The 22093-nt window shown below is 56.0% G+C and carries 18 protein-coding genes; 8 read left to right on the top strand and 10 right to left on the bottom strand.

Going from position 1 to position 22093, the window contains the following annotated elements; all coding sequences use genetic code 11:
- Positions 1-2 precede the first annotated feature (2 nt).
- The 4 genes from QOT07_RS18660 to QOT07_RS18645 form a co-directional block, all read right to left on the bottom strand.
- Complete coding sequence (locus QOT07_RS18660; RefSeq protein WP_283603726.1) at positions 3-353, bottom strand: DNA-binding protein; 351 nt, start codon at positions 351-353, stop codon at positions 3-5.
- Between the two features lie 283 nt (positions 354-636).
- Complete coding sequence (locus QOT07_RS18655; RefSeq protein ID WP_283603725.1) at positions 637-3228, bottom strand: diguanylate cyclase; 2592 nt, start codon at positions 3226-3228, stop codon at positions 637-639.
- Positions 3229-3390: 162 nt separating this feature from the next.
- Positions 3391-4824: a magnesium transporter gene (mgtE, locus tag QOT07_RS18650; RefSeq protein WP_099062603.1), complete on the bottom strand. Its 1434-nt coding sequence runs from the start codon at positions 4822-4824 to the stop codon at positions 3391-3393.
- Positions 4825-5014: 190 nt separating this feature from the next.
- Positions 5015-5194 (bottom strand): YfgG family protein, encoded by a 180-nt coding sequence (locus QOT07_RS18645; protein ID WP_283603724.1) that lies wholly within the window; start codon positions 5192-5194, stop codon positions 5015-5017.
- A gap of 457 nt (positions 5195-5651) precedes the next feature.
- Here QOT07_RS18645 and QOT07_RS18640 point away from each other — a divergent pair, with 457 nt between their 5' ends.
- On the top strand, positions 5652-7871 hold the full coding sequence (locus QOT07_RS18640; protein WP_283603723.1) for an EAL domain-containing protein: 2220 nt from the start codon (positions 5652-5654) through the stop codon (positions 7869-7871).
- 31 nt (positions 7872-7902) lie between these two features.
- Here QOT07_RS18640 and ppx read toward each other — a convergent pair whose 3' ends face one another.
- Entirely contained in the window at positions 7903-9453 is a 1551-nt protein-coding gene (ppx, locus tag QOT07_RS18635) for an exopolyphosphatase (protein ID WP_112348675.1), read from the bottom strand.
- 10 nt (positions 9454-9463) lie between these two features.
- Positions 9464-11527: a polyphosphate kinase 1 gene (gene ppk1 / locus QOT07_RS18630; protein ID WP_099062599.1), complete on the bottom strand. Its 2064-nt coding sequence runs from the start codon at positions 11525-11527 to the stop codon at positions 9464-9466.
- A 394-nt stretch (positions 11528-11921) separates the two neighbouring features.
- On the opposite strand from ppk1, the gene QOT07_RS18625 reads away from it, so the two are divergent.
- The 3 genes from QOT07_RS18625 to pstB are packed head-to-tail and all read left to right on the top strand — an operon-like array spanning position 11922 to position 16586.
- A complete protein-coding gene (locus QOT07_RS18625) occupies positions 11922-14096 on the top strand; it encodes an ABC transporter permease subunit (protein WP_283603722.1) in 2175 nt (724 codons plus the stop codon).
- Positions 14093-15745: a phosphate ABC transporter permease PstA gene (pstA, locus tag QOT07_RS18620; protein ID WP_283603721.1), complete on the top strand. Its 1653-nt coding sequence runs from the start codon at positions 14093-14095 to the stop codon at positions 15743-15745. The genes QOT07_RS18625 and pstA overlap by 4 nt, the downstream gene beginning before the upstream one ends.
- A 28-nt stretch (positions 15746-15773) precedes the next feature.
- Positions 15774-16586: a phosphate ABC transporter ATP-binding protein PstB gene (gene pstB, locus QOT07_RS18615; protein WP_085118133.1), complete on the top strand. Its 813-nt coding sequence runs from the start codon at positions 15774-15776 to the stop codon at positions 16584-16586.
- Positions 16587-16664: 78 nt separating this feature from the next.
- On the opposite strand, the gene speG is transcribed toward pstB, so the two are convergent.
- Positions 16665-17219, bottom strand: a complete 555-nt coding sequence (gene speG / locus QOT07_RS18610) for a spermidine N1-acetyltransferase (RefSeq protein WP_099062596.1) — start codon at positions 17217-17219, stop codon at positions 16665-16667.
- Positions 17220-17365: 146 nt separating this feature from the next.
- Between speG and relB the strand changes: the two genes are divergently transcribed.
- Both relB and QOT07_RS18600 read left to right on the top strand, forming a co-directional pair.
- Positions 17366-17560: a type II toxin-antitoxin system RelB family antitoxin gene (gene relB / locus QOT07_RS18605; protein ID WP_099062595.1), complete on the top strand. Its 195-nt coding sequence runs from the start codon at positions 17366-17368 to the stop codon at positions 17558-17560.
- A 3-nt stretch (positions 17561-17563) separates the two neighbouring features.
- The gene (locus QOT07_RS18600) at positions 17564-17833 is read left to right on the top strand and encodes a type II toxin-antitoxin system RelE/ParE family toxin (RefSeq protein WP_283603720.1); all 270 of its coding nucleotides are present in this window, start codon (positions 17564-17566) and stop codon (positions 17831-17833) included.
- 50 nt (positions 17834-17883) lie between these two features.
- On the opposite strand, the gene purN is transcribed toward QOT07_RS18600, so the two are convergent.
- Complete coding sequence (gene purN, locus QOT07_RS18595; RefSeq protein WP_283603719.1) at positions 17884-18522, bottom strand: phosphoribosylglycinamide formyltransferase; 639 nt, start codon at positions 18520-18522, stop codon at positions 17884-17886.
- Entirely contained in the window at positions 18522-19559 is a 1038-nt protein-coding gene (gene purM, locus QOT07_RS18590; protein WP_085118131.1) for a phosphoribosylformylglycinamidine cyclo-ligase, read from the bottom strand. Before purM ends, purN begins: the two co-directional genes overlap by 1 nt.
- A gap of 255 nt (positions 19560-19814) precedes the next feature.
- Here purM and upp point away from each other — a divergent pair, with 255 nt between their 5' ends.
- Together upp and uraA are read left to right on the top strand one after the other, a co-directional pair.
- Positions 19815-20441: a uracil phosphoribosyltransferase gene (gene upp, locus QOT07_RS18585; RefSeq protein ID WP_017893631.1), complete on the top strand. Its 627-nt coding sequence runs from the start codon at positions 19815-19817 to the stop codon at positions 20439-20441.
- A 61-nt stretch (positions 20442-20502) separates the two neighbouring features.
- Complete coding sequence (gene uraA, locus QOT07_RS18580) at positions 20503-21792, top strand: uracil permease (protein WP_112348682.1); 1290 nt, start codon at positions 20503-20505, stop codon at positions 21790-21792.
- Positions 21793-21844: 52 nt separating this feature from the next.
- On the opposite strand, the gene QOT07_RS18575 is transcribed toward uraA, so the two are convergent.
- Entirely contained in the window at positions 21845-22093 is a 249-nt protein-coding gene (locus QOT07_RS18575; protein WP_006316897.1) for a GlsB/YeaQ/YmgE family stress response membrane protein, read from the bottom strand.

The following is a 22093-nucleotide window of genomic DNA, read 5'->3' as shown; positions in this document are numbered from 1 at the left end:
CGCTACTCTTCGGCGGCAATGCGCGCCAGCAGGCTGTCGATCCCTTCACGCATCAGGAACGTCAGGACTTTCTCGCGTTCGCTTTCGCTAAGGTGATAGTAATACTCAACCCATACCGCCAGCGGATCCTTACGTTCAATCTGATATTCTGCGGGATCTTCTTGCAGTATCAGCAGGCTGCGTGCGCCGATCGGCAGGCTGTCAATGTGGTATTCCACCGCTTTGCCCTGTACGCCTTTTCGGCGGCGGCTGATCCAACCTTCGCGGCGGGCCATCAAATTGATGCCCTGTGGCGAGGAGGGCAGTCCTGCAATGCCGGTTAGCTCTCTGGCGGCAAACCACTCGTTTTTCATAGCCATTATCCCTGAGCAATCACGTTTAAAGATGGGGTGGAAATTAACGCGCGTGCTGATTTCCGTATCGAGGTATTGTTTAAACGATTAACTTTGACCCGTTAGTTATACCACTAACCTCAGGTTGGCTAAGCAAAAAAAACGTGATCGGGGGGCTGTGACCCAATGACGCCACAGCCCGAAAAACGGGAGAGTGGGGCAGAATGAAGGGGAATGGGGGGAGCGAACGCCACGGTCACCGCCGCGGCGTCGTGCGGTCAGCGCTTGTTTCAGGTCCCTGTGGCTAACTTTTGTGGTGTGGTGCGCCTGGAGTCAGTATCTTTTTTTGTCGTGCTTCGTACAGATAGACCTTCCCGCGACCCTGATGCTTAGCGGTGTAGCAGGCGAGATCGGCCTTAGCCAGCAGTTCACTGCTCTTGCCGCTATCTGCAGTGATGCAGGTGATACCCGCGCTGGCACCGACGTGATAAACCTTGTCTTCCCAATAGAACGGATGCTGGCCGATGTAGTTCACCAGTTGTTGCATCAGGGATTTGGCCTGCTCGGATGAGCAGTCAAACAGGATCAGGCCGAACTCATCACCTCCCAGCCGGGCCAGACAGTCGCTGTGGCGCAGATGGTGCTGCATCAGTTGCGCGATATCTCTCAGCAACGCGTCGCCTGCCGCATGGCCGGCACTGTCATTGACCGCTTTAAAACGATCGAGATCGAGGAACACCAACGCATGCTGACGTTGGTGTTCAACGGCACCGGCGATGGCGTTTTTCAGTCGTTTTTCAAAACTGGTGCGATTGGGCAGGGTGGTCAGGGCATCGTGAGACGCGCTGTAACTCAGCTTGCGCATCAATTCGCGTGAGACGGTAACATCTTGCAGCACCATCACTGCCCCCATCACTTCATCATTGAGGGTTTTCAGCGGTGATACCGATTGCTGAATGTCGAAATGGCGGCCATCGCGGCTGTGCAACACCAGGGCATAATCTGCCGAAAGCTGGCGGTTCTCTTGCAGGCAGCACTGAACCGGGTTTTCGACTTCTGCGCCGTCTTTGCCGTTGGTCAAACGTACTACCCCGGCGATCGGCATGCCAACCGCCAGGCTCAGTGGCCAGCCACACATCTGCTCGGCCACCGGGTTCATAAAGGTAATCTGCATCGCATCGTTGGTGGAGATCACACCTTCGCCGATGGCATCGAGGGTGATGTGCAGACGCTCTTTTTCCTGGTGAAGCGCTTCGGTCAGGTTGCGCACTTCCGTCATGTCGATGTTGGTGCCGATCATGCGCAGTGCCTTGCCCTGTGCATCCAAAATGACGTTGCCCTGACCGCGGATATGGCGCACTTTTCCTTCGCGGGTGAGCAGTCGGAATTCCAGGATAAACGGCCGCGGCTGGTCCAGCAAAGAGGACATCTCAAGGTCGGTACGTTCACGATCTTCCGGCAGCAGCAGCGTCCGCCACAGCGACATCGTTGGCTTCTGGTCCGGGCTGAGATCATAAAGCTCAAACATGCGCTTGTCCCAGGTGAGTTCTTCGCCGTCCATCACCCACTCCCAAACGCCGATCCCCCCGACCTGATTGGCCAGGGTAATGCGCTCCATCAGTCGGTGATTTTCTGCTGAGGTGCGTTTCAACTCGCTGATGTCTTCCACCTGAGAAATAAAATACAGCGGCAGGCCTTCGGCATCGCGCACCATCGATACCGCCAGCAGCGTCCAGACGTGCTCCCCGTCGCTGCGGATATAGCGCTTTTCCAGGGTGTAGCTGCTGATATGGCCGTCGAGCAGGTCGCGCAATTGCACCAGGTCGGCATTAAGATCGTCCGGGTGAGTGATTTCCTGAAACGTCAGGCGTCGCAAGGCCTCCGGGGTGTAGCCCAGCAGTTTGCATAACGCCTGGTTGACCTGCAGCCACTGTCCCTGCGGCGATACCAACGCCATGCCGATGGCGGAATATTCCAGCGCATTACGAAAACGGATTTCGCTCTCGACGATATGCTGCTTCTCTACCCGGAAAGCGTGCATCACCATCGCCATCGCATGCGCCGGGATCAGAATCAGCAGGATCGGCAGGTAGATTTCAATGTCGCTGAGCGGCGTCGTGGGGATACGGAAATGCAATAACCCGAATGAAATCATCACGGTGATCATTACCGTGGTGCAAAAGCAGATAGTGAAGGCTTCCAACCGTGGCAGGGCGATCGCCGCCCACAGCAGCGGCAGGATGACGAAGGTAAACGGAAAGGGCAGGTGGGCCAGCGCCAGATAACCAAAAACCAGCGACGCTATCAGTGCCAATAACAGCGGGAACGGGTTCAGCTGTTCCAGCATGCGGCGGCGGTACACCAACCCGATGGGGGCCAGCGACAGCACGCCAATGGCTTCCGAAATAAACCAGGTGTTAAACGACTGCCAGAAGCTTTGCTCGGGAGCCGGCGCCCACCAGGCGGCCAGCAAGGCGCTGAACAACGGGGTGAAGATCACCGCACAGACCACAAATTTCAGCCAACTGGCCAGGCTGTTCAGCGGATCGTCCGGTAACAGCATGCGACGCAGTAACAGAGTACAGACCACGGCCTCCAGCAGGTTGATCAGCGACAGTTTGACCGGCAGCCAGCTAAAGCCGTACAGGAGCGTGCTGGCGGTGACAATGGCGACACCGCTGGCCAGCAAGGGCAAACCCCACTGGTGCGGTGAGTGGCGGTATAGCACCGTGATGATAGCGGCGGTCGGGAACCACAGCGGGGTAAAGTGACTGGATTCGTTGGACAACGTCAGGCACAGCAGTGCCAACAGGAAAACCACGGCGGCCGCCAGCAGGGTATGCATCAGCAGTGCGCCTTTGCGCGTGGTGAGATGATTCGGTGCGCTGATATCCATAAACAACCTTAACGCTGGCATCTGTCACTGAACGACGTCATGACGCGGATGAGGTGGAGAGTTCATTGCCAAAGGGTAGTACAGCGCGGCAAGAAAGCCTACTGAATCAGGCGGTTTTAGTGAGCGGTGGCAAAAGCCGGCGTTGCCGCCGGCCGTCAGGATTCAGAGCAGGAAAATGGTGGCCAGACCGAGGAAAATAAAGAAGCCGCCGGTGTCGGTCAGTGCGGTGATCAATACGCTGGAACCGACCGCCGGATCGCGCCCCATTTTTAACATAGTCATTGGGATCACCACCCCCATCAGCGCCGCCACCAGCAGGTTGAGGATCATCGCCAGGGTCATCACGCCGCCCATTGCCCAGTCACCATACAGCAACCAGGTGACTATCCCCATGATCCCGCCCCAGACCACGCCGTTGATGATGGCGACCCCCAGCTCTCTGAACATCAGACGGGAAATATTGCCGACCTCAATCTGATGCAGTGCCAGCGCACGAACGATCATGGTGATGGTCTGGTTGCCGGTGTTACCGCCGATTCCCGCGACGATCGGCATCAACGCGGCCAGCGCCACCAGTTGCGAAATCGTGTGTTCGAACAGGCCGATAACGCGTGAGGCAATAAACGCGGTACACAGGTTGATCGCCAGCCAGGCCCAACGGGTTTTCACCGCTTTGCTGACCGGGGCAAACACGTCTTCTTCCGGGCTTAAGCCCCCCATGCGGCGCAGGTTGCTGTCGCTTTCTTCGTTGACCACGTCAACGATCTCTTCAATGGTCAGGCGGCCCATCAGCTTGCCTTTGGCATCGACCACCGGGGCGCTAATCAGGTCATAACGTTCAAACGCGCTGGCGGCGGCCTCGGCTTTATCTTCCGGCAAAAAACGGGTGGGATCGCTGTCCATTACCGTCTGCACCAGCGTTTCCGGATCATTTAGCAGCACGGCGGTGAGCGGCAATTCGCCCAACAGGGTATTTTTACGATCGGTGACAAAGAGTTTATCGGTGGCTGCCGGAATGGTTTTGCGCAGGCGCAGGAAGCGATGCACCGCCCCCAGGGTGACGTCCGGGCGCACCGTGACCAGTTCAAAATCCATCATCCAACCGACGGTGTCTTTACCGTAGTGGATCATCTCGCGCACCTGCGCGCGTTGCTCCGGATCCATCGAGGTCAGCAGGCGACCCATCAGGTTACGCGGCAGGTATTGCGCCAGATAGGCCTGTTCATCGACGTCCAGCGTTTTGATCGCTTTGAGCAGGTCTTTGTCGCTCATCTCTTCGATCAGGCTGTCCCACACCGGTTCGGCCACTTCCACCAGCGTCTGGCCGCGTTTGGCGTTGCCGATCAATCGCCATACTGCCAGGCGCTCGTCCTGCGGCAGGGCTTCCAGCAAGTCTGCCAGGTCAGCGGCGTGCATATCGTCCAGCAGGCCGGTGATTTCAGCAGTCTGGTTTAGCAGTTCACTTTTGCTGAGGGCATTTCCATCCCCTGGACGACCGAGAATGCCGTCGACCAGGTCTTTGTTGTTTAACAGCAGAGAAAGAATGCGCTGGCGATACTCAGCGACTTTTTGAACGTTATGCGTTGCGGCTGACATGGTATTCCTTACTGGCACTCGGTGATCCTTACAGACGGACTCTGGACAACATAGAGCATAGTGAATGCAGGCGTCATTTTTATGAAATGGGTGCAGAAGCTGAGGAATAAGTAAGGGGCCTGGCATGCCGATACGCCGGCAGGCTGCTTAACTATTCGCAAGCCCTGCAGAGAAGCTCGAGTCTGTGGGTTCAGGGGGTTGTGTCCTGGTTTTCGCCGCCGATCTCGGAGGTGCTTTGATAAGGGGCGAGCTTTTTTTCCTGATGATGGGGCACCGCGACAACCGCAGCATACAACAGACGGCCGACCAAAATGATAAAGCTGATAAGCAGCACTATTTTCGTCATCTGTCCGGTGGTTTTTTTACGCATATATCACCCGGCCATGCCGGTTTCCTGTGTTATACCCGCGCGCCTTGCCTGCGGGAGAGGGCGATTACATTTTCCTCGATCCTGTCTGGGGATTGCGGGTGATTAAAGCCGATAAATTGTAACCGGAATTTTAGCTATCGATGACAAATATTGTCTATTTATTTCCGGACGGCAAAACCAGGTATTTCACCGGTGTTTAACTCGGGTTTGAGTTTGTCACTGGGATCAGCGGGTTAAGGCAATACAAAATATGGCTTTACACATTATTACCCAACTTTTCTTTTTTGATTGATCGCAGTCAAGCCTCCGCTGACCCCAGCGCCTAAAATTCCCCCCATTCCCCTGTCGCATATGTTATTTTCACTTTGCCTCATGAATGGAGAGAGGTACGTAAAGGAACCTGCCTTATTACCTGAACGCGTGAATGGAATTACGCTCTGAAGGACTCGTTATTTTTATGATTAAGCCAATATTCTGGAAGCATTTGCGTGAGCGCTGGTGGGGGTATCCCCTCATCTGGGGCCTGTTTTTGATCCCGTTTGCCGGTTGCTTGTCACCGCGCATTATGCTGCCCGAGGGCAAAGTCTATTTGCTCTATCTGCCACTGACGGCCTGCATGGCACTGCTGATGGTTTATGACTGGCGTGCGCTGCCGGGCATTACCCTGGCCATCATGCTGCGTTACTGTCTTCGACTGGGGCTGGAAAGCGGCATGTTGGTGATGTTGCTGTACCTGTTTTGCCTGAGCCTGTGCTGGTTGGGGTACCGCAGCCAGACCCAGCGGCGTTGGTGTGCGGCCCCGGGGGTACCGGCGCTGGTCAAGGCGCGGTTGATCTGGCTGGTGGTGTTGCCGGCGTTGCTGTTTGTCTTTGGCCTGAAGCTGTTGGTCGGCCTCGCTCAATTGCCTGATGAGCTGGGGATGATGTCTGGCGAGAGCAGTCATCTGCTGGCCTTGGTTAATTTTCAGGCTCTGCTGCTGGGCAGCCTTTCGGCCATGCCGTTGTTCTACTTTATGTTGCGCATATTGAACAAGCCCAGGTTTGTTCTGACCCTTTGGCGGCGTTTTGGCCGCGAAATGGCGCCAAACGCCGATAAAAAAGAGCTGGTGTTGTGGCTGTCAGTGCTGGGCACCATGGTGGCTCTGCTATGCCATCAGGCCAAAAGCGCCAGCCCTTTGCTGCTGGGGGGCTACGGCCTGATATTGCTGCTGCCGGTGATGTTGTACGGCGCGATGCGTTTTGGCTATCAATTCATTTGTATTATCTGGTCCGCCACCCTGCTGGTGTTGTTTTTCAATTATCCCGGTTATACCCAGCGTGAGAATCTGTTGCTGAATCTGGCGGTGATCTCTTCGATGATGGTGGTGTTTACTCTGTGCATTTACCTGATGTCGGCACTCAACACCCGTCAGCGCCTGAGCCACGCCAGGGCACAAAGCGCCTCGCTGCAGGATCCGGTGATTGGCCTGCCTAACCTGCGTGCCCTCAAGCGCGATCTGGCCCAGTCCCCTCCTTCAACGCTGTGTTTCCTGCGGGTCAGCGAGTTGGATTTACTGACCCGTAACTACGGCATGCAGTTACGCATTCGCTTCAAACAACAACTGGCGGCGCTATTGCATCAGGTGTTGGCACCTGGCGAGGGGGTTTACCACCTGCCGGGTTATGATCTGCTGCTGCGAGTGGACGCTGAAGACAGCGAAGCAAAGGTCGCAGAGATTTACCGCGCGCTGGAGAAATTTCGCCTGGTATGGAACGGCTTGCCGCTCCATCCCCCGCTGGGGTTAGGATTTTGCAGCGTGGTGTCCGATTTTGAACATCTCTACCTGCTGTTGGGGGAACTTAGCTCACTGGCAGAGGTATCCCTGACCAGCGGCAAGCCGGAGAGTGTGCAAAACGGCGGTCATCTGGTTCAGGAGGAGGTCAAACGCAAGGTGGCATTGCTGCATGGCGTACAACATTCGCTGGATAACGACGGGTTTATCCTGATGGCGCAGCCGATCGTTGGCCTGCGTGGTGATCGATATCATGAAATTTTGCTGCGTATGCGCGACGCTCGGGGGGAGATCATCTCGCCGAATGATTTTCTACCGGTGGCGCACGAGTTCGGCCTTTCTTATCGGGTGGACATTTGGGTATTGCGCAATACGTTGAAATTTATGGACCGACATCGGACCGAACTGCCCAGTGCGCGCTTTGCGGTTAATCTATCGCCTTCTTCGCTGTGCCGACCGATGCTGTGCCATGATGTGGACAACCTGTTGCAGCAGCACCGGATTGAGCCTTATCAGCTGACGCTGGAGGTAACCGAATCGCACTTGCTGCAGGATACCGATTACGCCAGAGCAAACCTGCAGGCACTGCGTGAAATGGGTTGCCGCATTGCGTTGGACGATTTCGGCACCGGCTATGCCAGCTACGATCGGCTGAAGATACTGCCGGTCGACATGTTGAAAATTGACGGTGGGTTTGTCCGCGACATGCTGACCAATCCGGTAGATTTCCAGGTGATTGCGTCTATCTGCAAGGTGGCACGGATGAAGCGATTGACCATTGTGGCGGAATACGTCGAAAGTATGGAGCAGTTGCTCGCGTTGAAAGGGGTCGGTGTTGACTATATGCAGGGCTATTTCATCGGCGAGCCACAACCCTTGGCGGCGCTGTTACCGGTACAAGATTGAATTGGCCCCCCGGCTGGCAGGGGGCACAGACTCAGGCCGAGCGTTGCTCGTTCTGTGAACCTTCTTCTTCACAAATCAGTTTCCAGCCTACTACGTCGTTCCAGTAGGCCTGTTCGCGTTCGAGATCCAGTTGAACCAGATTGTTCTGTGCCAGATAACCGGCTGGGAAGCGCAGCGTCCAGTGATTATCGTCGGTGCTCAGGCGCAGGGTCTCTGGCGTGGTAGTCGACTGGCGCTGGTTGTTGAGTAGGGTACTCAGACGTAACAGTTGGATCAGCGGCAGATAATGCTTCTTCTTGAACAGGTTCAGGCGTGGCAGTTCTTCCAGCTTGATGCCCTTGCGGTGGAACCGCACCAGCGCCGCCAGCAGTAACTGCTGCTCCTGGTTGAAGCCAGGCAGGTTGGTGTTTTGCAGAATATAGGCTGAGTGGCGGTGCATGCCGCTATGGTTGATGCTCAGCCCCACCTCATGCAGCATCGCGGCCCATTTCAGCAGCGCTTCCAACTGAGGATTCGCCAGTTTGGTGTTTTGCGCCATCCACTGCGCGTACAGCAATTCGGTGGTTTCCAGTACCCGTTTGGCCTGTTCACGGTCGATATTGTAGTGATCGGCCAGGCTCTTGGCGGTACGGCTGCGGATGTCCTGATGGCGGAAACGGCCTTCCATTTCGTACAGCACGCCTTCGCGCAGCGCGCCGTCGGAAAGGCGCAAATCGCGGATCGCCAACGCATCGAATACGCCGCACAGGATCGCCAGACCCGGTACAAAGACCGACTGACGGTCTTCCGACAGCCCCGGCAGACTCAGGGAGCTGAAGCTTTTAAACTGCAACACCTGCTCCGCCAGCATCTCCAGACGTTCCAGGGTGATCAGGCCGTCTTTTTCGCCCATCTCTACCAGCACTTCGTGTGCGGCCTTGATGGTGCCTGACGCGCCCAGGGCATACTGCCAGCCCTGAATGCGGTATTGCCAGGCCAGGGTTTCCAACTTTTGTGCCGCCGCCAGGCGCGCACGTTTGAAATTGCTTTTGCTGATTTCACCGCCAGGGAAAAACTGTTGGGCGAAACTGACGCAGCCCATACGGCGGCTTTCTGCCAGCAGCGGTTCAAAGTCTTCGCCGATCACCAGTTCGGTGGAACCGCCACCGATGTCGATCACCAGCTTGCGGCCTTTTTCCGGTTGGGTATGTTCCACACCCATAAAGATCAGACGCGCTTCTTCCTGCCCGGCGATGATTTCGATCGGGTAGGGGATCACTTTGGCCGCACGCTTGAGGAACACTTCGGCGTTAACCGCCTGGCGCAGGGTATGGGTCCCGACGATGGTGACGTTATCCGCCGGGAAGCCCTGCAGCCGTTCGGCAAACAGCGCCAGGCAGGCCAGGCCGCGTTCTATTGCCTCTTCACTGAGCACATTGTTGCTGTCCAATCCATCGGCGAGGTGGACCCGTTGTTTTAAACGGCCCAACACCTGTAAGGCGCCGTTGACGACGCGGGCAATCACCATGTGGAAGCTGTTCGACCCGAGGTCGATGGCAGCGATTTCCTGCGGTTTGTTTGTTGCAGTGCTTTTTAGCGGCATAGTGGCTGGCCTACTGTCCTGGTTGTTCCAGAGCTTTTAAATACTCATAAATGGCAACCTGAGAACGCACTTTACGGCGATTGCCGCGCGGGACGTACTGGTTGCTCAGTTCTTTATCGAGGTAGCGCGCCTTGACCGTGTCATTGAACAGGATTTCCAGAATATCCAGAACCCGTTGTTTCAGCGTTGGATCCAGCAGCGAGACCGCGACTTCGATGCGGTAATCTATGTTACGGGTCATCCAGTCGGCAGAGGACAGATAAACCAGTTTGTCACCTTTGTTTTCGAAAACGTAAACCCGATCGTGTTCCAGATAGCGGTCGACGATGCTGATTACTTGAATATTGTCACTGATCCCCGGCAGGTTGGGAATCAAAGAACACATACCCCGCACCAACAGGCGGATTTTTACGCCGGCGCCGGATGCCGTATATAACCGATCTACCAGCCCTTTATCCACCAGATTGTTGATTTTCAGCATAATGCCAGCCGGAAGACCGGCCTGAGCGTTGGCAATTTCCTTATCGATCAACTCATACAGCTTCAGGCGCGAGTTTTGTGGCGACACCATCAGGTTGTCGAAGGTGACTGGCCGGTACGGATTTTCGATAAAGTTGAACACTCGGCGCACTTCGTTAGTGATGCGTGAGTCGGCGGTCAACAGCGAATAGTCGGTATAAATACGCGCGGTTTTCTCGTTAAAGTTACCGGTACCGATATGAGCATAGCGCACAATTTCGTCGCCTTCACGGCGCGAGATCAGGAACAGTTTGGCGTGAATTTTCAGCCCTGGTGCAGAGAAGATAACGTGCACTCCGGCTTCCGTCAGACGCTTGGCCCAGTGGATGTTGGCCTCTTCATCAAAGCGTGCCTGTAGCTCCACTACCACCGTCACTTTCTTGCCGTTGTGGGCGGCGTGGATCATCGATTCGATAATGCGTGAGTCTTTTGCTACGCGGTAAATATTGATTTTTATCGCCAGTACGCTGGGGTCAAACGACGCCTGGCGCACCAGCTCCAGCACGTGCTCAAAGGTGTGGTATGGATAGTAAAGCAGCACGTCATGTTCGCGGATGGCGTCAAAGCCGTTGCGGAACTTTTCGAACCAGATATGGCGCAGGCGGGGCAGCGGTTTGTTGACCAGATTGGCCTTGCCGACGTTCGGGAAGCCAATAAAGTCTTTGAAGTTATGATAGCGGCCGCCGGCGATCACCGAGTCGTAGTTGGAGATACCGAGCTTGCCGCGCAGCAGTTCCACCATTTCATTCGGCATGTCGCGCTGGTAAACAAAGCGCACCGGTTCGGCGGTCAGACGCTGTTTCAGGCTGGAGGACATCAGTTCCAGCAGGCTGGACTCCATTTCGGTGACCAGATCGTATTCCGCGTCGCGGGTCATTTTCATCGAATAGGCGTTGAGTACGTCGTAGTCGAAGAAGCCCTTGAAGATATCATCCAGGCAGTAGCGCAGAATGTTGTCCAGCAGGATCATGGGCTTGCGGCGGCGTGGTGCTTCCGGTGGCAGGTTAACGAAGCGTGGCACTTTATCCGACGGGATCTCCAGCAGCGCATAATCGATGCGTGTGCCGCGAATAATCTCCACCGCCAGATAGGTGTAATCGTCTTTCAGGAACTGCACCAGATTGGTTTCGTGGTTGATCAGGATGGGGGTGATGTGCTGACGCAGATGCTGCTTGAAGTATTGTCGCAGCCAGATTTGCTGGTTCTCCGACACCTGACGTTCGTTAATCAGGAAGATTTGATTACGCGCCATTTCCAGCAGCAAATCGTTATACAGGCTGTCGAATTCTTGATCGGTTTTTAATACCTTGGCCTGGATCTTTTTCAGCAGATGACGTGACGCGCCACCGGAACCCTGTTCTTCGCTGATCAGGATACGTCGTTTGAGATCGGCAAAGCGGACCTTATAGAACTCATCCAGGTTATTGGAGTAAATGCCCAGAAAACGCATGCGCTCAATCAGGGGATTGCTCTTATCTGCGGCTTCCTGCAATACGCGTTCATTAAAGGATAACCAGCTTAGTTCTTTTTCGATGTAGAGCTTTTCCTGACCCATTGCCACTCCAGTTCAATTTTAGAAAAGGATCCGGGACGCAGCCCGGATGCCGCTCTAGTGTCCTTCATCATTATTGCGAGAGATTGACAGTAAAGTCCAACACATCCATTACCTTGGCGTGAGGCATTTTAAGCGGTAAATATATTTTCTGCGGCGTGGGAACTGTTGGTCATCACCAACTGGCATAAAATGGCGTATTTCATGCTTTATATTTATAGATGTGATTGGGTTTATCATCATTTTTCAGCAATATATAGCATTAATAATGCTGATGGGTAGCGCAAAGTTCGCTGCACCTGGCGGGTAACTTTGTCATGCAAACGTCATAAAACTGACATAAGATGCCCGGTTATTCTATGGCGCAAGCCTGCTTACATCAGCGACAGCGAGAGACATGGCACAGACTACGGTAAACCAACATCCCCGGGATCGGCTGCGTGCGCGCATCGACCGTAGCGTGCAGGCGGCCGTGACCGTCAGCGGGCTACTGGTGCTGATGACGCTAATGCTGATCTTCGTTTACCTGCTGTTTGCGGTGCTGCCGCTGTTCAAACCGGCAACGATGGGGCAGGCAAAGCCTTTGCCGATCAGCGCCACTGCGCCTGCGTTGGCGCTGGGCATGGATGTGCAGCAGCGTATCGGGTACCGCATTGATGCGCAGGGGCTGGGGCAGTTCTACCGATTGGTACCGCAGGACGCCGCCGCAGCGGGCACGCCGTTGTCGCAGCAGCCATTGCTGACCAAACCGACGTTATTGACCCAGGCCGCCGGTGAACGCGATCTGTTTGCTTTGGCGCAGGCCGATGGCCGCTTTATCGTTGCCAGCGCGGATTTTGCTGCCGCGAGCACTTCTGTACCACAGTGGCTATTTCCGCTGGGACAACGGCCGCTAGCGCTGGATAAGCAGGGACGGCCGTTGGCGCTGCTGGCACTGTCAGAGGTGCGACAGGGTCACTATCTGCTGGCTGGTGTCACTGATGACCACCGTTTGGTGTTTGGCCGTTTTAGCAGCGACCAAGCGCCGCAGTTGAGCGAAAGCCCGCTGGAGAGCGCGGTGCAGCAGTTGGTGCTGACGCCGGACGGCCGTCAATTATATCTGCTGTCGGGCAACCGACTGGCACGCTATCAAATTAACGACACCCAGTTACAGCTTAAAGAAACGCGCATCTTAGGCGATCACACGCCTTATCAACTGACCGCCTTGCCCGGTGGCAGCGCCTTATTGATCGAAGCGGCTGACGGTGGCATACGCGAATGGTTCGATGTTGAAAAGGATCAGCGCTGGCAACTGACCCCGGTGCAGCATTTCAACCACCAGTCCGAGCCGCAGGATCTGCTGGTGGCCGAGCCTTATCGTCGGGTATTCGCCACCCTGAGACCTGACGGCGGCTTCTCTCTGTTCTCCAGCATTCAGCCGCAGCCGCTGCTGAACGGCAGGTTGAGCACTGGCGTACAGCAAATGGCGTTCGCCCCACGCGGTGACGGTCTGCTGCTGGAAACGGCGCAGGGCTGGCAGCATTATCCAATCGATAACCCTTATCCCGACGTCACCTGGCGCTCGCTGTGGCACAAGGTGTGGTATGAGAATTACCCCGAACCGGCCTATGTTTGGCAATCCACCTCCGGTGAGGACAGCTATCAGGCCAAATTTAGCCTGATGCCGGTTATTTTTGGCACCTTTAAGGCAGCGGCTTACGCCATGCTGTTCGCCATCCCGCTGGCATTGGCCGGGGCGATTTATACCGCCTATTTCATGTCGGCCGGGCTGCGACGGGTGATTAAACCGGCGATCGAGGTGATGGGCGCGCTGCCAACGGTAGTGATTGGGCTGGTGGCCGGTATCTGGCTGGCGCCGGTGATTGAACATTATCTGTTGGCGGTGTTGTCGTTGCCGCTGCTGTTGGCGGTGGTGGTGCTGGCCTGCGGTGCCCTGGTGAACAAGCTGGCACCGCGCCGCTTGCCGCCGGGCATGGATCTGCTGATCCTGCTGCCGTTGATGATACTTACCGTTTGGCTGGCGTTCAGCGTGGGGCCGTGGCTGGAGGTCAAACTGTTTGGCGAACCGCTGCATTTCTGGCTGGGCGATGACTATGACCAGCGTAATGCGTTGGTGGTCGGCGTGGCGATGGGCTTTGCACTGGTGCCGATCATCTTCTCGTTGGCGGAAGACGCCTTGTTCAGCGTGCCGGCGACGCTGAGCCAGGGCTCGTTGGCGCTGGGCGCGACCCAGTGGCAAACCGTGATGCGGGTGGTCTTGCCTTCGGCCAGCGCCGGTATTTTCTCGGCTCTGATGATCGGTTTTGGCCGAGCGGTGGGTGAAACCATGATTGTGCTGATGGCGACCGGCAATACGCCGGTAATCGACGGCAGCCTGTTCCAGGGGTTGCGTGCCCTGGCGGCCAATATCGCTATCGAGATGCCGGAAGCGGTGGCCGACAGCAGCCATTACCGGGTGCTGTTCCTGACCGCGCTGGTGCTGTTTATTTTCACCTTTGTTTTCAACACTCTGGCAGAGGCAGTCCGGCTGCGCCTGCGTAAACGCTATACCCTGAATCAGGAGGCGCCATGAGGCTTTGGGCAAAGAGCGGTTCGCCGTGGATCTGGCTGACCGCCGGATCGGTGGCCGTCAGCCTGCTGGCGTTGATCGGCATCATGCTGTTGCTGGCCGGGCAGGGGATGCGCTATTTCTGGCCCAGCCCGGTCTACCAGTTTGAGCTTAATCAGAGCGCTGCCGGGGCGGTGACGATGATCGGCGAACTGTACCAACAGCAGAGTATTCCGCGCCGTCAGTTGCAGGAGTCCGGCGTTGCGCTGCCGCCGGGGAATGCGCAGAGTTTTGAACGTTATCTGATCAAGGTGGGCAACCGAGAGAGCGAAGGGCAGGACTTCCGCACGCTGCTGGCCGGTGACATTTTAAGCCAAAGCACGCCGCGCAATTTGCTGGTACTGGAACGCAACAGCAATGGCACCGCCTATGGTTATCTGGCGGGCATGCTGGAGGACGGCCAGCCGTTGACCGGGCGTAACCTCAGCCAGGCGTTGCTACAGCGTTTGCCGCAAATTGCCGCGCTTTCGCGGCAGGCGCACGATATTCAGTTCCGCGATATGGCGCGCATCAACCAACGGTTTGACGCGTTGCGGCTGCGGGAGAAAAGCCTGCTGCATGACGACCTGCTCGACGCCCGTGCGCAGGCGTCCATCAAGGCAGAGAGGCTGGAGCTGCAGCGCCAGTATCGCTTGCTGTCTGACCGACTGGAAGGCTTGAACCGCGATCGCCAGCGTGATGCGCTGCTGCTGCGTGATATGCATGGCCAGGTCCATACTATCTCGCTCAGCCAGGTGCGCGATGCCTGGTATCCCAATGCGATGAATAGCACGCAGAAGTTGGTGCACTGGGGCGAGCAGGTGAAGAAATTCCTCAGCGACAGCCCACGTGAGGCCAATACCGAAGGTGGCGTATTCCCGGCCATTTTCGGTACGGTATTGATGGTGATCCTGATGTCGATCGTGGTGATGCCGTTTGGCGTCATTGCCGCCGTCTATCTGCACGAATACGCCGGGAATAATCTGCTGACGCGGCTGATCCGTATTGCGGTGGTGAATCTGGCCGGCGTGCCCTCGATCGTCTACGGGGTGTTTGGCCTCGGCTTCTTTGTTTATATGATTGGCGGCACGCTCGATCAGTTGTTCTATCCGGAATCACTGCCCAACCCGACCTTTGGTACGCCGGGTGTGCTATGGGCGGCATTGACGCTGGCGCTGTTGACGCTGCCGGTGGTGATCGTTGCTACCGAAGAGGGGCTGTCGCGTATTCCTGCCTCCCTGCGTCAAGGGTCGTTGGCCCTGGGGGCCAGCCGGGCGGAAACGCTGTGGCGCATTGTTTTGCCCATGGCCGCACCGGCAATGATGACCGGCCTGATCCTGGCGGTAGCGCGCGCCGCGGGAGAGACCGCGCCGCTGATGCTGGTGGGCGTGGTGAAATCCGTGCCGGTACTGCCGGTGGATGATATTTTCCCGTATCTGCATCTGGAGCGGAAGTTTATGCACCTGAGCTTCCAGATTTACGATATGGCCTTCCAGAGCCCGAGCGTAGAAGCCGCCCGGCCGCTGGTCTTTGCCACCGCCTTCCTGCTGGTGGCGATTGTGGTGGGGTTGAATCTGGCGGCGATGGGCATTCGACATTCGCTAAGGGAGCGGTACCGAGCATGGTCGCAGTAACAATGAAGCTATTTCTGGGGAGTGCCTAATGAGTTTGATGACGCCAGGCAGTTTGCCCCGGCTGGATGTCCAGCATCTTGGTGATGAAGATACCGCGCTGTCGGTAACCGACCTCAACCTGTTTTATGGCGAAAAGCAGGTGCTGCACGATATTTCACTGCGAATTCCGAAACACCGGGTGACGGCGCTGATCGGCCCCTCCGGCTGCGGTAAATCGACGCTGCTGCGTTGTTTCAACCGGATGAATGATTTGGTGGATAACTGCCGGATTGAAGGCGATCTGCAGCTTAACGGCCAGGGCATCAGTGGGGCACAAATCGATGTTGCGGCACTGAGACGGCGGGTCGGTATGGTGTTCCAGCGCCCGAATCCCTTCCCCAAGTCGATTTATGAAAATGTGGTGTATGGCCTGCGTCTGCAGGGAGTGCGTGACCGACGGATCCTGGACGAAGCGGTAGAGCGCTCGCTGCGTGCGGCAGCGCTTTGGCACGAGGTGAAAGATCGGCTGCGTGAGAACGCGTTTCGCCTTTCCAGCGGTCAGCAGCAGCGGTTGGTGATTGCGCGGGCGATCGCCATAGAGCCGGAAGTGCTGCTGCTGGATGAGCCGACCTCGGCACTGGATCCTATATCCACGCTAACCATCGAAGAGCTGATTTCCGCGCTGAAACAGCACTACAGCGTGGTGCTGGTGACACACAACATGCAGCAGGCGGCGCGAGTATCCGACTACACGGCGTTTATTCACCAGGGCCGATTGGTGGAGTACAACGACACCGACGACATCTTTACCTCGCCGCGCCAGCGCCGTACCGAGGATTACATTACCGGGCGCTATGGTTAAGGTGCCGCATCGCTTTCTGCCGGCGAAACAGAACTCAGGTCTTTAGCATGCAAAAACCCGCTTTCGCGGGTTTTTTGTTTACTTCACCAGAGGCTTATCGCTGGCAGCGGTTTTGAACTTCGCCATGTACTGCGGCTGGAAAATACACATGCGCAGCACGGTGCGGTATTCACCGTAAACGAAGAACTCATCGATCAGCTCGCCTTCTACCTCGAAGCCCAGCTTGCTGTAAATGTGGATTGCCTTCGGGTTCTCTTTGTCGACGATCAGATACAGCTTATACAGGTTCAGCACCGAGAAGCCGTATTCCATCGCCAGCTTGGCGGCGATAGTGGCGTAGCCCTTACCCTGATGAGTAGGATCGATAATGATCTGGAACTCTGCACGGCGGTGGATGTGGTCGATCTCCACCAGTTCCACCAGCCCGACTTTGGCACCCTGGTGTTCGATAATAAAGCGGCGTTCGCTCTGGTCGTGGATGTGCTTGTCGTACAGGTCGGAAAGCTCCACGAAGGCCTCGTAGGGTTCTTCGAACCAATAGCGCATCACGCTGGCGTTGTTGTCCATCTGGTGGACGAACGTCAAATCATCCCGTTCCAGTGGGCGTAGCTTGACGTTGGTAGGGCTGGACATGGGGGTTCCTTAATGTCGTGGATGGGTACCAATGATAATACCGGACAATACATTATGGTCAGGATGAAGCTCTGAGTCGCGTATTTTTTCGTAAACAAAGCCGTTATACTGCCTGAAATATAGACAACCCAGAGAGGACGTATTCCATGGCGATAAAACCTCCACTCTCCACTTTGCCGGTGCTGGGCTCGGCTGAGCAAACAGAGAGTTACGATCGTTGGTACCGGGCCAAGGTTGAGAGCGCAATTAACAGTGAACAACCGAGAATTTCACACGAACAAGTGATGACTGAAATGCAAACTCGTCTAGCGGCAAAGAAAAAATTGCGCAAAATGGGATGATCAATGCGGATAGAATGGAGCAGTGAGGCTCAGGAAGAGCTATGGAGCATTATTGATTATATCGATGACAGAAACCCGCAGGCGGCGCGAAAATTGCACCGGGAAATCGAAGCGGTGGTCCTTACCCTGCCGTTAAACCCTTTAATGCACCGCTTGGGTAGGGTGGATAATACGCGAGAAATTGTCGTCCATCCCAACTATCTGGTTGTTTATAGAGTCATCGGACATATAGAAGTTCTGAGTGTTATTCATGCCAAACGTGAATATCCCTGAATAAAAAACCCCGGCTGAAAGCCAGGGTTTGAAGAAACTCAAGATGCACTCTAGTCCGCCGCATGCCCCTGTTCGGGCAAGCGTTCGCCGTCCAGCCAGGCAGCGCCATTACGCATCGCCAACCGACCTTCGGCAAACCAGTTCACCACCAGCGGATAAATCTGGTGTTCCTGCACTTGTACCCGTTCAACCACCTCATCTTCCTCGTCACCGGGGAAGATCGGCACCTTGGCCTGCAAAATCACCGGGCCGCCGTCGAGCTGTTCGGTCACGAAATGCACCGAGGTGCCGTGTTCGCTGTCGCCGTTGTCTATGGCTTGCCGGTGGGTATGCAACCCCGGGTATTTCGGTAGCAGGGAAGGGTGGATATTCAGCATGCGCCCGGTAAAGCGCTGTACGAACTGCGGGCTGAGAATACGCATGTAGCCGGCCAGTACCACCAGATCGGGTTGGTATTGGTCGATGGCTTCCGCCAGTGCGACGTCAAACGCCGCACGGTCGGCAAAGGCCTTGGCATCCAGCGCATGGGCGGCAATGCCTGCCGCTTCTGCACGTTGCAGGCCATAAGCCTGTGCCCGGTTGCTGAATACCGCCACAATTTCGGCGGCAATTCGGCCCTGCTGGCAGGCGTCAATCAGCGCCTGGAGATTACTCCCCTGGCCGGAGACCAACACCACGATCTTTTTCATCAGTTGATGACCACTTGTTGTTCGTCAGAAGAAGCGGTCAGTTTACCGATCTTCCAGGCTTTTTCACCGGAGGCAGTCAACAATGCGATGGCGGATTCAACCAATTCTTCCGGCAGTGCGATCACCATGCCCACGCCACAGTTAAAGGTGCGGTACATTTCATGACGGCTGACATTACCGGTCTGCTGCAGCCAGGTGAAGACGGCCGGCCACTGCCAGCTGGATTCGTCGATCACCGCCTGCATACCTTCCGGCAGCACGCGCGGGATGTTTTCCCAGAAGCCGCCACCGGTCAGGTGAGCGATAGCATGGACGTCGATTTTCTCGATCAGCTCCAGCACGGATTTCACATAAATCTTGGTCGGTGCCAGCAGATGGTCAGCCAGCGTTTGGCCTTCCAGATCGGTGGTGGTTGGGTCGGTGTTGCTGACTTCCAGGATTTTGCGCACCAGCGAGTAGCCGTTGGAGTGCGGGCCGGAAGCGCCCAGGGCGATCAAGGCATCGCCGGACTGAACCTTGCTGCCGTCGATGATTTCGGATTTCTCGACCACCCCGACGCAGAAGCCGGCCACGTCGTAATCTTCACCATGGTACATGCCCGGCATTTCGGCGGTTTCACCCCCAACCAGCGCACAACCAGACTGCTTGCAGCCTTCGGCGATACCGGTAATCACGCTGGCCGCGGTGTCCACGTCCAGTTTGCCGGTCGCGAAGTAATCCAGGAAGAACAGCGGCTCGGCGCCCTGTACCACCAAATCGTTCACACACATTGCAACCAGATCGATGCCGATGGTGTCGTGTCGTTTCAGGTCCATCGCCAGACGCAGCTTGGTGCCTACGCCGTCGGTACCGGACACCAGAATCGGCTCGCGGTATTTCTGCGGCAACGCACACAGGGCGCCAAAACCGCCCAGACCACCCATCACTTCAGGGCGGCGGGTCTGTTTAACTACACCTTTGATGCGGTCTACCAATGCATTGCCAGCATCGATATCGACACCTGCGTCTTTATAGCTGAGAGAGGTTTTGTCGGTCACTGCGCGATCCCCACGACGGTTTGCGGTTTGAAAACTGTGCATCCGGCATTGATTCCGGACTAAGGCGCGGCAATTCTAACAGCGCAGGCAAACGTTTGCGAGTGGCTTGTGAACCAGCTCCGCTTTTTCGTCATCTATACTGTTATTCAATCTTTTGTTGATCCCGATCGGGCTATAGTGGGTGGCGCAGTCGGCAAAAGGAGGTATAATCCGGCGATTTTTTTGGCCGTCAACCACCTTAATAGGAGAAAAATGATGAAGATCGTTGAGGTGAAACACCCGCTGGTGAAACACAAGCTTGGCCTGATGCGTGAAAATGACATCAGCACCAAACGCTTCCGTGAGCTGGCTTCGGAAGTGGGTAGTTTGCTGACCTATGAAGCGACCGCCGATCTGGAAACAGAGAAAGTGACCATCGATGGCTGGTGTGGTCCGGTTGAAATAGACCAGATTAAAGGGAAAAAAATTACCGTTGTGCCTATCCTGCGTGCCGGTCTGGGCATGATGGAAGGGGTGCTGGAAAACGTCCCTAGCGCACGCATCAGCGTGGTTGGCGTTTACCGTGACGAAGAAACCCTGGAGCCGGTACCTTATTTCCAAAAGTTGGTTTCCAATATCGAAGAGCGTTTGGCCCTGGTTGTTGACCCGATGCTGGCGACCGGTGGCTCGATGATCGCCACTATCGATCTGCTGAAGAAAGCCGGCTGCAACAGCATCAAGGTGCTGGTACTGGTAGCGGCCCCAGAAGGTATCGCCGCGCTGGAGAAAGCACACCCGGACGTCGAGCTGTACACCGCTTCTATCGATCAATGCCTGAATGACAAGGGCTACATCGTGCCGGGCCTGGGTGATGCCGGCGATAAGATATTTGGTACCAAATAAAAATTGAAGCCGACGTGAGTCGGCTTTTTTTTGACCGGAAAATAATTAGAGGAAAAACCCCATGACCCGTCGCGTCATCGGCGTCAGTGAACGCCCGCCGCTACTGCAGACCATTCCACTCAGCTTCCAGCATCTGTTCGCCATGTTTGGCGCTACGGTGCTGGTGCCTATCCTGTTCAAGATTAACCCGGCGACGGTGTTGCTGTTTAACGGCATAGGGACGCTGCTGTATCTGTTTATTTGCAAGGGCAAGATCCCGGCTTATCTCGGTTCCAGCTTTGCTTTTATCTCACCGGTCTTGTTGTTACTGCCATTGGGTTATGAAGTCGCGCTGGGCGGTTTTATCATGTGCGGGGTGTTGTTCTGCCTGGTGGGGCTGATTGTCAAAAAAGCCGGTACCGGCTGGCTGGACGTCATCTTCCCACCGGCGGCGATGGGGGCGATTGTCGCGGTCATCGGTCTGGAACTGGCGGGTGTGGCGGCTAATATGGCGGGGCTGTTGCCGGCCGACGGCGTCAGTGCAGACACCACTACAGTGACCATTTCGCTGGTAACGCTGGGTGTGACTATCCTGGGCTCCGTGTTGTTCCGCGGTTTTCTGGCGATTATCCCAATTCTGATCGGCGTACTGGTGGGGTATGCGCTGTCGTTCTTTATGGGCGTGGTGGATTTAACCCCGATCCGTGAGGCGCACTGGTTCGCACTGCCGACTTTCTACACCCCACGTTTTGAATGGTTTGCCATCTTCACCATCCTGCCGGCGGCGTTGGTAGTGATCGCCGAGCACGTCGGCCACCTGGTAGTGACGGCCAATATCGTGAAAAAAGACCTGCTGCGCGACCCAGGTCTGCACCGTTCCATGTTTGCCAACGGCATCTCGACGGTGATCTCCGGCTTCTTTGGCTCAACGCCAAACACCACTTACGGTGAGAATATCGGCGTGATGGCCATCACCAAGGTTTACAGTACCTGGGTGATCGGCGGTGCGGCGGTTCTGGCGATCCTGCTTTCCTGCGTCGGTAAGTTGGCAGCGGCCATTCAGGCGGTGCCGGTACCGGTGATGGGCGGCGTGTCCCTGCTGCTGTACGGGGTGATCGGCGCGTCCGGTATTCGCGTGCTGATTGAATCCAAAGTGGATTACAACAAGGCGCAAAACTTGATTCTGACTTCGGTGATCCTGATTATCGGCGTCAGCGGTGCCAAGGTGCATATCGGCGCTGCCGAGCTGAAAGGCATGGCGCTGGCAACCATCGTGGGCATCGGCCTCAGCCTGCTGTTCAAGGTCATTAGCCTGTACCGTAAGGAAGAGGAAGTGATCGAAGCGCCGGATGAGTCGGCCGAACAGAAGTGATGAATGAAAACGGGCAGCCGATAAGCTGCCCGTTTTATTAATACGCAATAAATTAGCTGCGGATTTTACGGTAAACAAACAGCACCACGATGGCACCAATCACCGCCACCACGAAGCTGCCGAAGTTGAAACCGTCCACTCTGCCGTAGCCAAAGAAGGTGCTGATATAACCCCCGACCACGGCACCGACAATACCCAATACGATGGTCAGGATAAAACCGCCGCCGTCTTTACCTGGCATGATCCACTTGGCTAAAATACCGGCGATTAGGCCGAAAATGATCCAGGAAATAATTCCCAT

This window comes from Serratia proteamaculans (assembly GCF_949794035.1).
In the GTDB taxonomy this organism is placed as follows: domain Bacteria; phylum Pseudomonadota; class Gammaproteobacteria; order Enterobacterales; family Enterobacteriaceae; genus Serratia; species Serratia proteamaculans.
Note: the sequence above shows the minus strand (reverse complement) of the source record. Positions and strands in the feature narration are given on the sequence as shown.

Bases quoted from the DNA above. Each gene is read 5' to 3' on its own strand.
- QOT07_RS18660 (WP_283603726.1), bottom strand. From the start codon at position 353: ATGAAAAACGAGTGGTTTGCCGCCAGAGAGCTAACCGGCATTGCAGGA.
- QOT07_RS18655 (WP_283603725.1), bottom strand. From the start codon at position 3,228: ATGGATATCAGCGCACCGAATCATCTCACCACGCGCAAAGGCGCACTG.
- mgtE (WP_099062603.1), bottom strand. From the start codon at position 4,824: ATGTCAGCCGCAACGCATAACGTTCAAAAAGTCGCTGAGTATCGCCAG.
- QOT07_RS18645 (WP_283603724.1), bottom strand. From the start codon at position 5,194: ATGCGTAAAAAAACCACCGGACAGATGACGAAAATAGTGCTGCTTATC.
- QOT07_RS18640 (WP_283603723.1), top strand. From the start codon at position 5,652: ATGATTAAGCCAATATTCTGGAAGCATTTGCGTGAGCGCTGGTGGGGG.
- ppx (WP_112348675.1), bottom strand. From the start codon at position 9,453: ATGCCGCTAAAAAGCACTGCAACAAACAAACCGCAGGAAATCGCTGCC.
- ppk1 (WP_099062599.1), bottom strand. From the start codon at position 11,527: ATGGGTCAGGAAAAGCTCTACATCGAAAAAGAACTAAGCTGGTTATCC.
- QOT07_RS18625 (WP_283603722.1), top strand. From the start codon at position 11,922: ATGGCACAGACTACGGTAAACCAACATCCCCGGGATCGGCTGCGTGCG.
- pstA (WP_283603721.1), top strand. From the start codon at position 14,093: ATGAGGCTTTGGGCAAAGAGCGGTTCGCCGTGGATCTGGCTGACCGCC.
- pstB (WP_085118133.1), top strand. From the start codon at position 15,774: ATGAGTTTGATGACGCCAGGCAGTTTGCCCCGGCTGGATGTCCAGCAT.
- speG (WP_099062596.1), bottom strand. From the start codon at position 17,219: ATGTCCAGCCCTACCAACGTCAAGCTACGCCCACTGGAACGGGATGAT.
- relB (WP_099062595.1), top strand. From the start codon at position 17,366: ATGGCGATAAAACCTCCACTCTCCACTTTGCCGGTGCTGGGCTCGGCT.
- QOT07_RS18600 (WP_283603720.1), top strand. From the start codon at position 17,564: ATGCGGATAGAATGGAGCAGTGAGGCTCAGGAAGAGCTATGGAGCATT.
- purN (WP_283603719.1), bottom strand. From the start codon at position 18,522: ATGAAAAAGATCGTGGTGTTGGTCTCCGGCCAGGGGAGTAATCTCCAG.
- upp (WP_017893631.1), top strand. From the start codon at position 19,815: ATGAAGATCGTTGAGGTGAAACACCCGCTGGTGAAACACAAGCTTGGC.
- uraA (WP_112348682.1), top strand. From the start codon at position 20,503: ATGACCCGTCGCGTCATCGGCGTCAGTGAACGCCCGCCGCTACTGCAG.
- QOT07_RS18575 (WP_006316897.1), bottom strand. From the start codon at position 22,093: ATGGGAATTATTTCCTGGATCATTTTCGGCCTAATCGCCGGTATTTTA.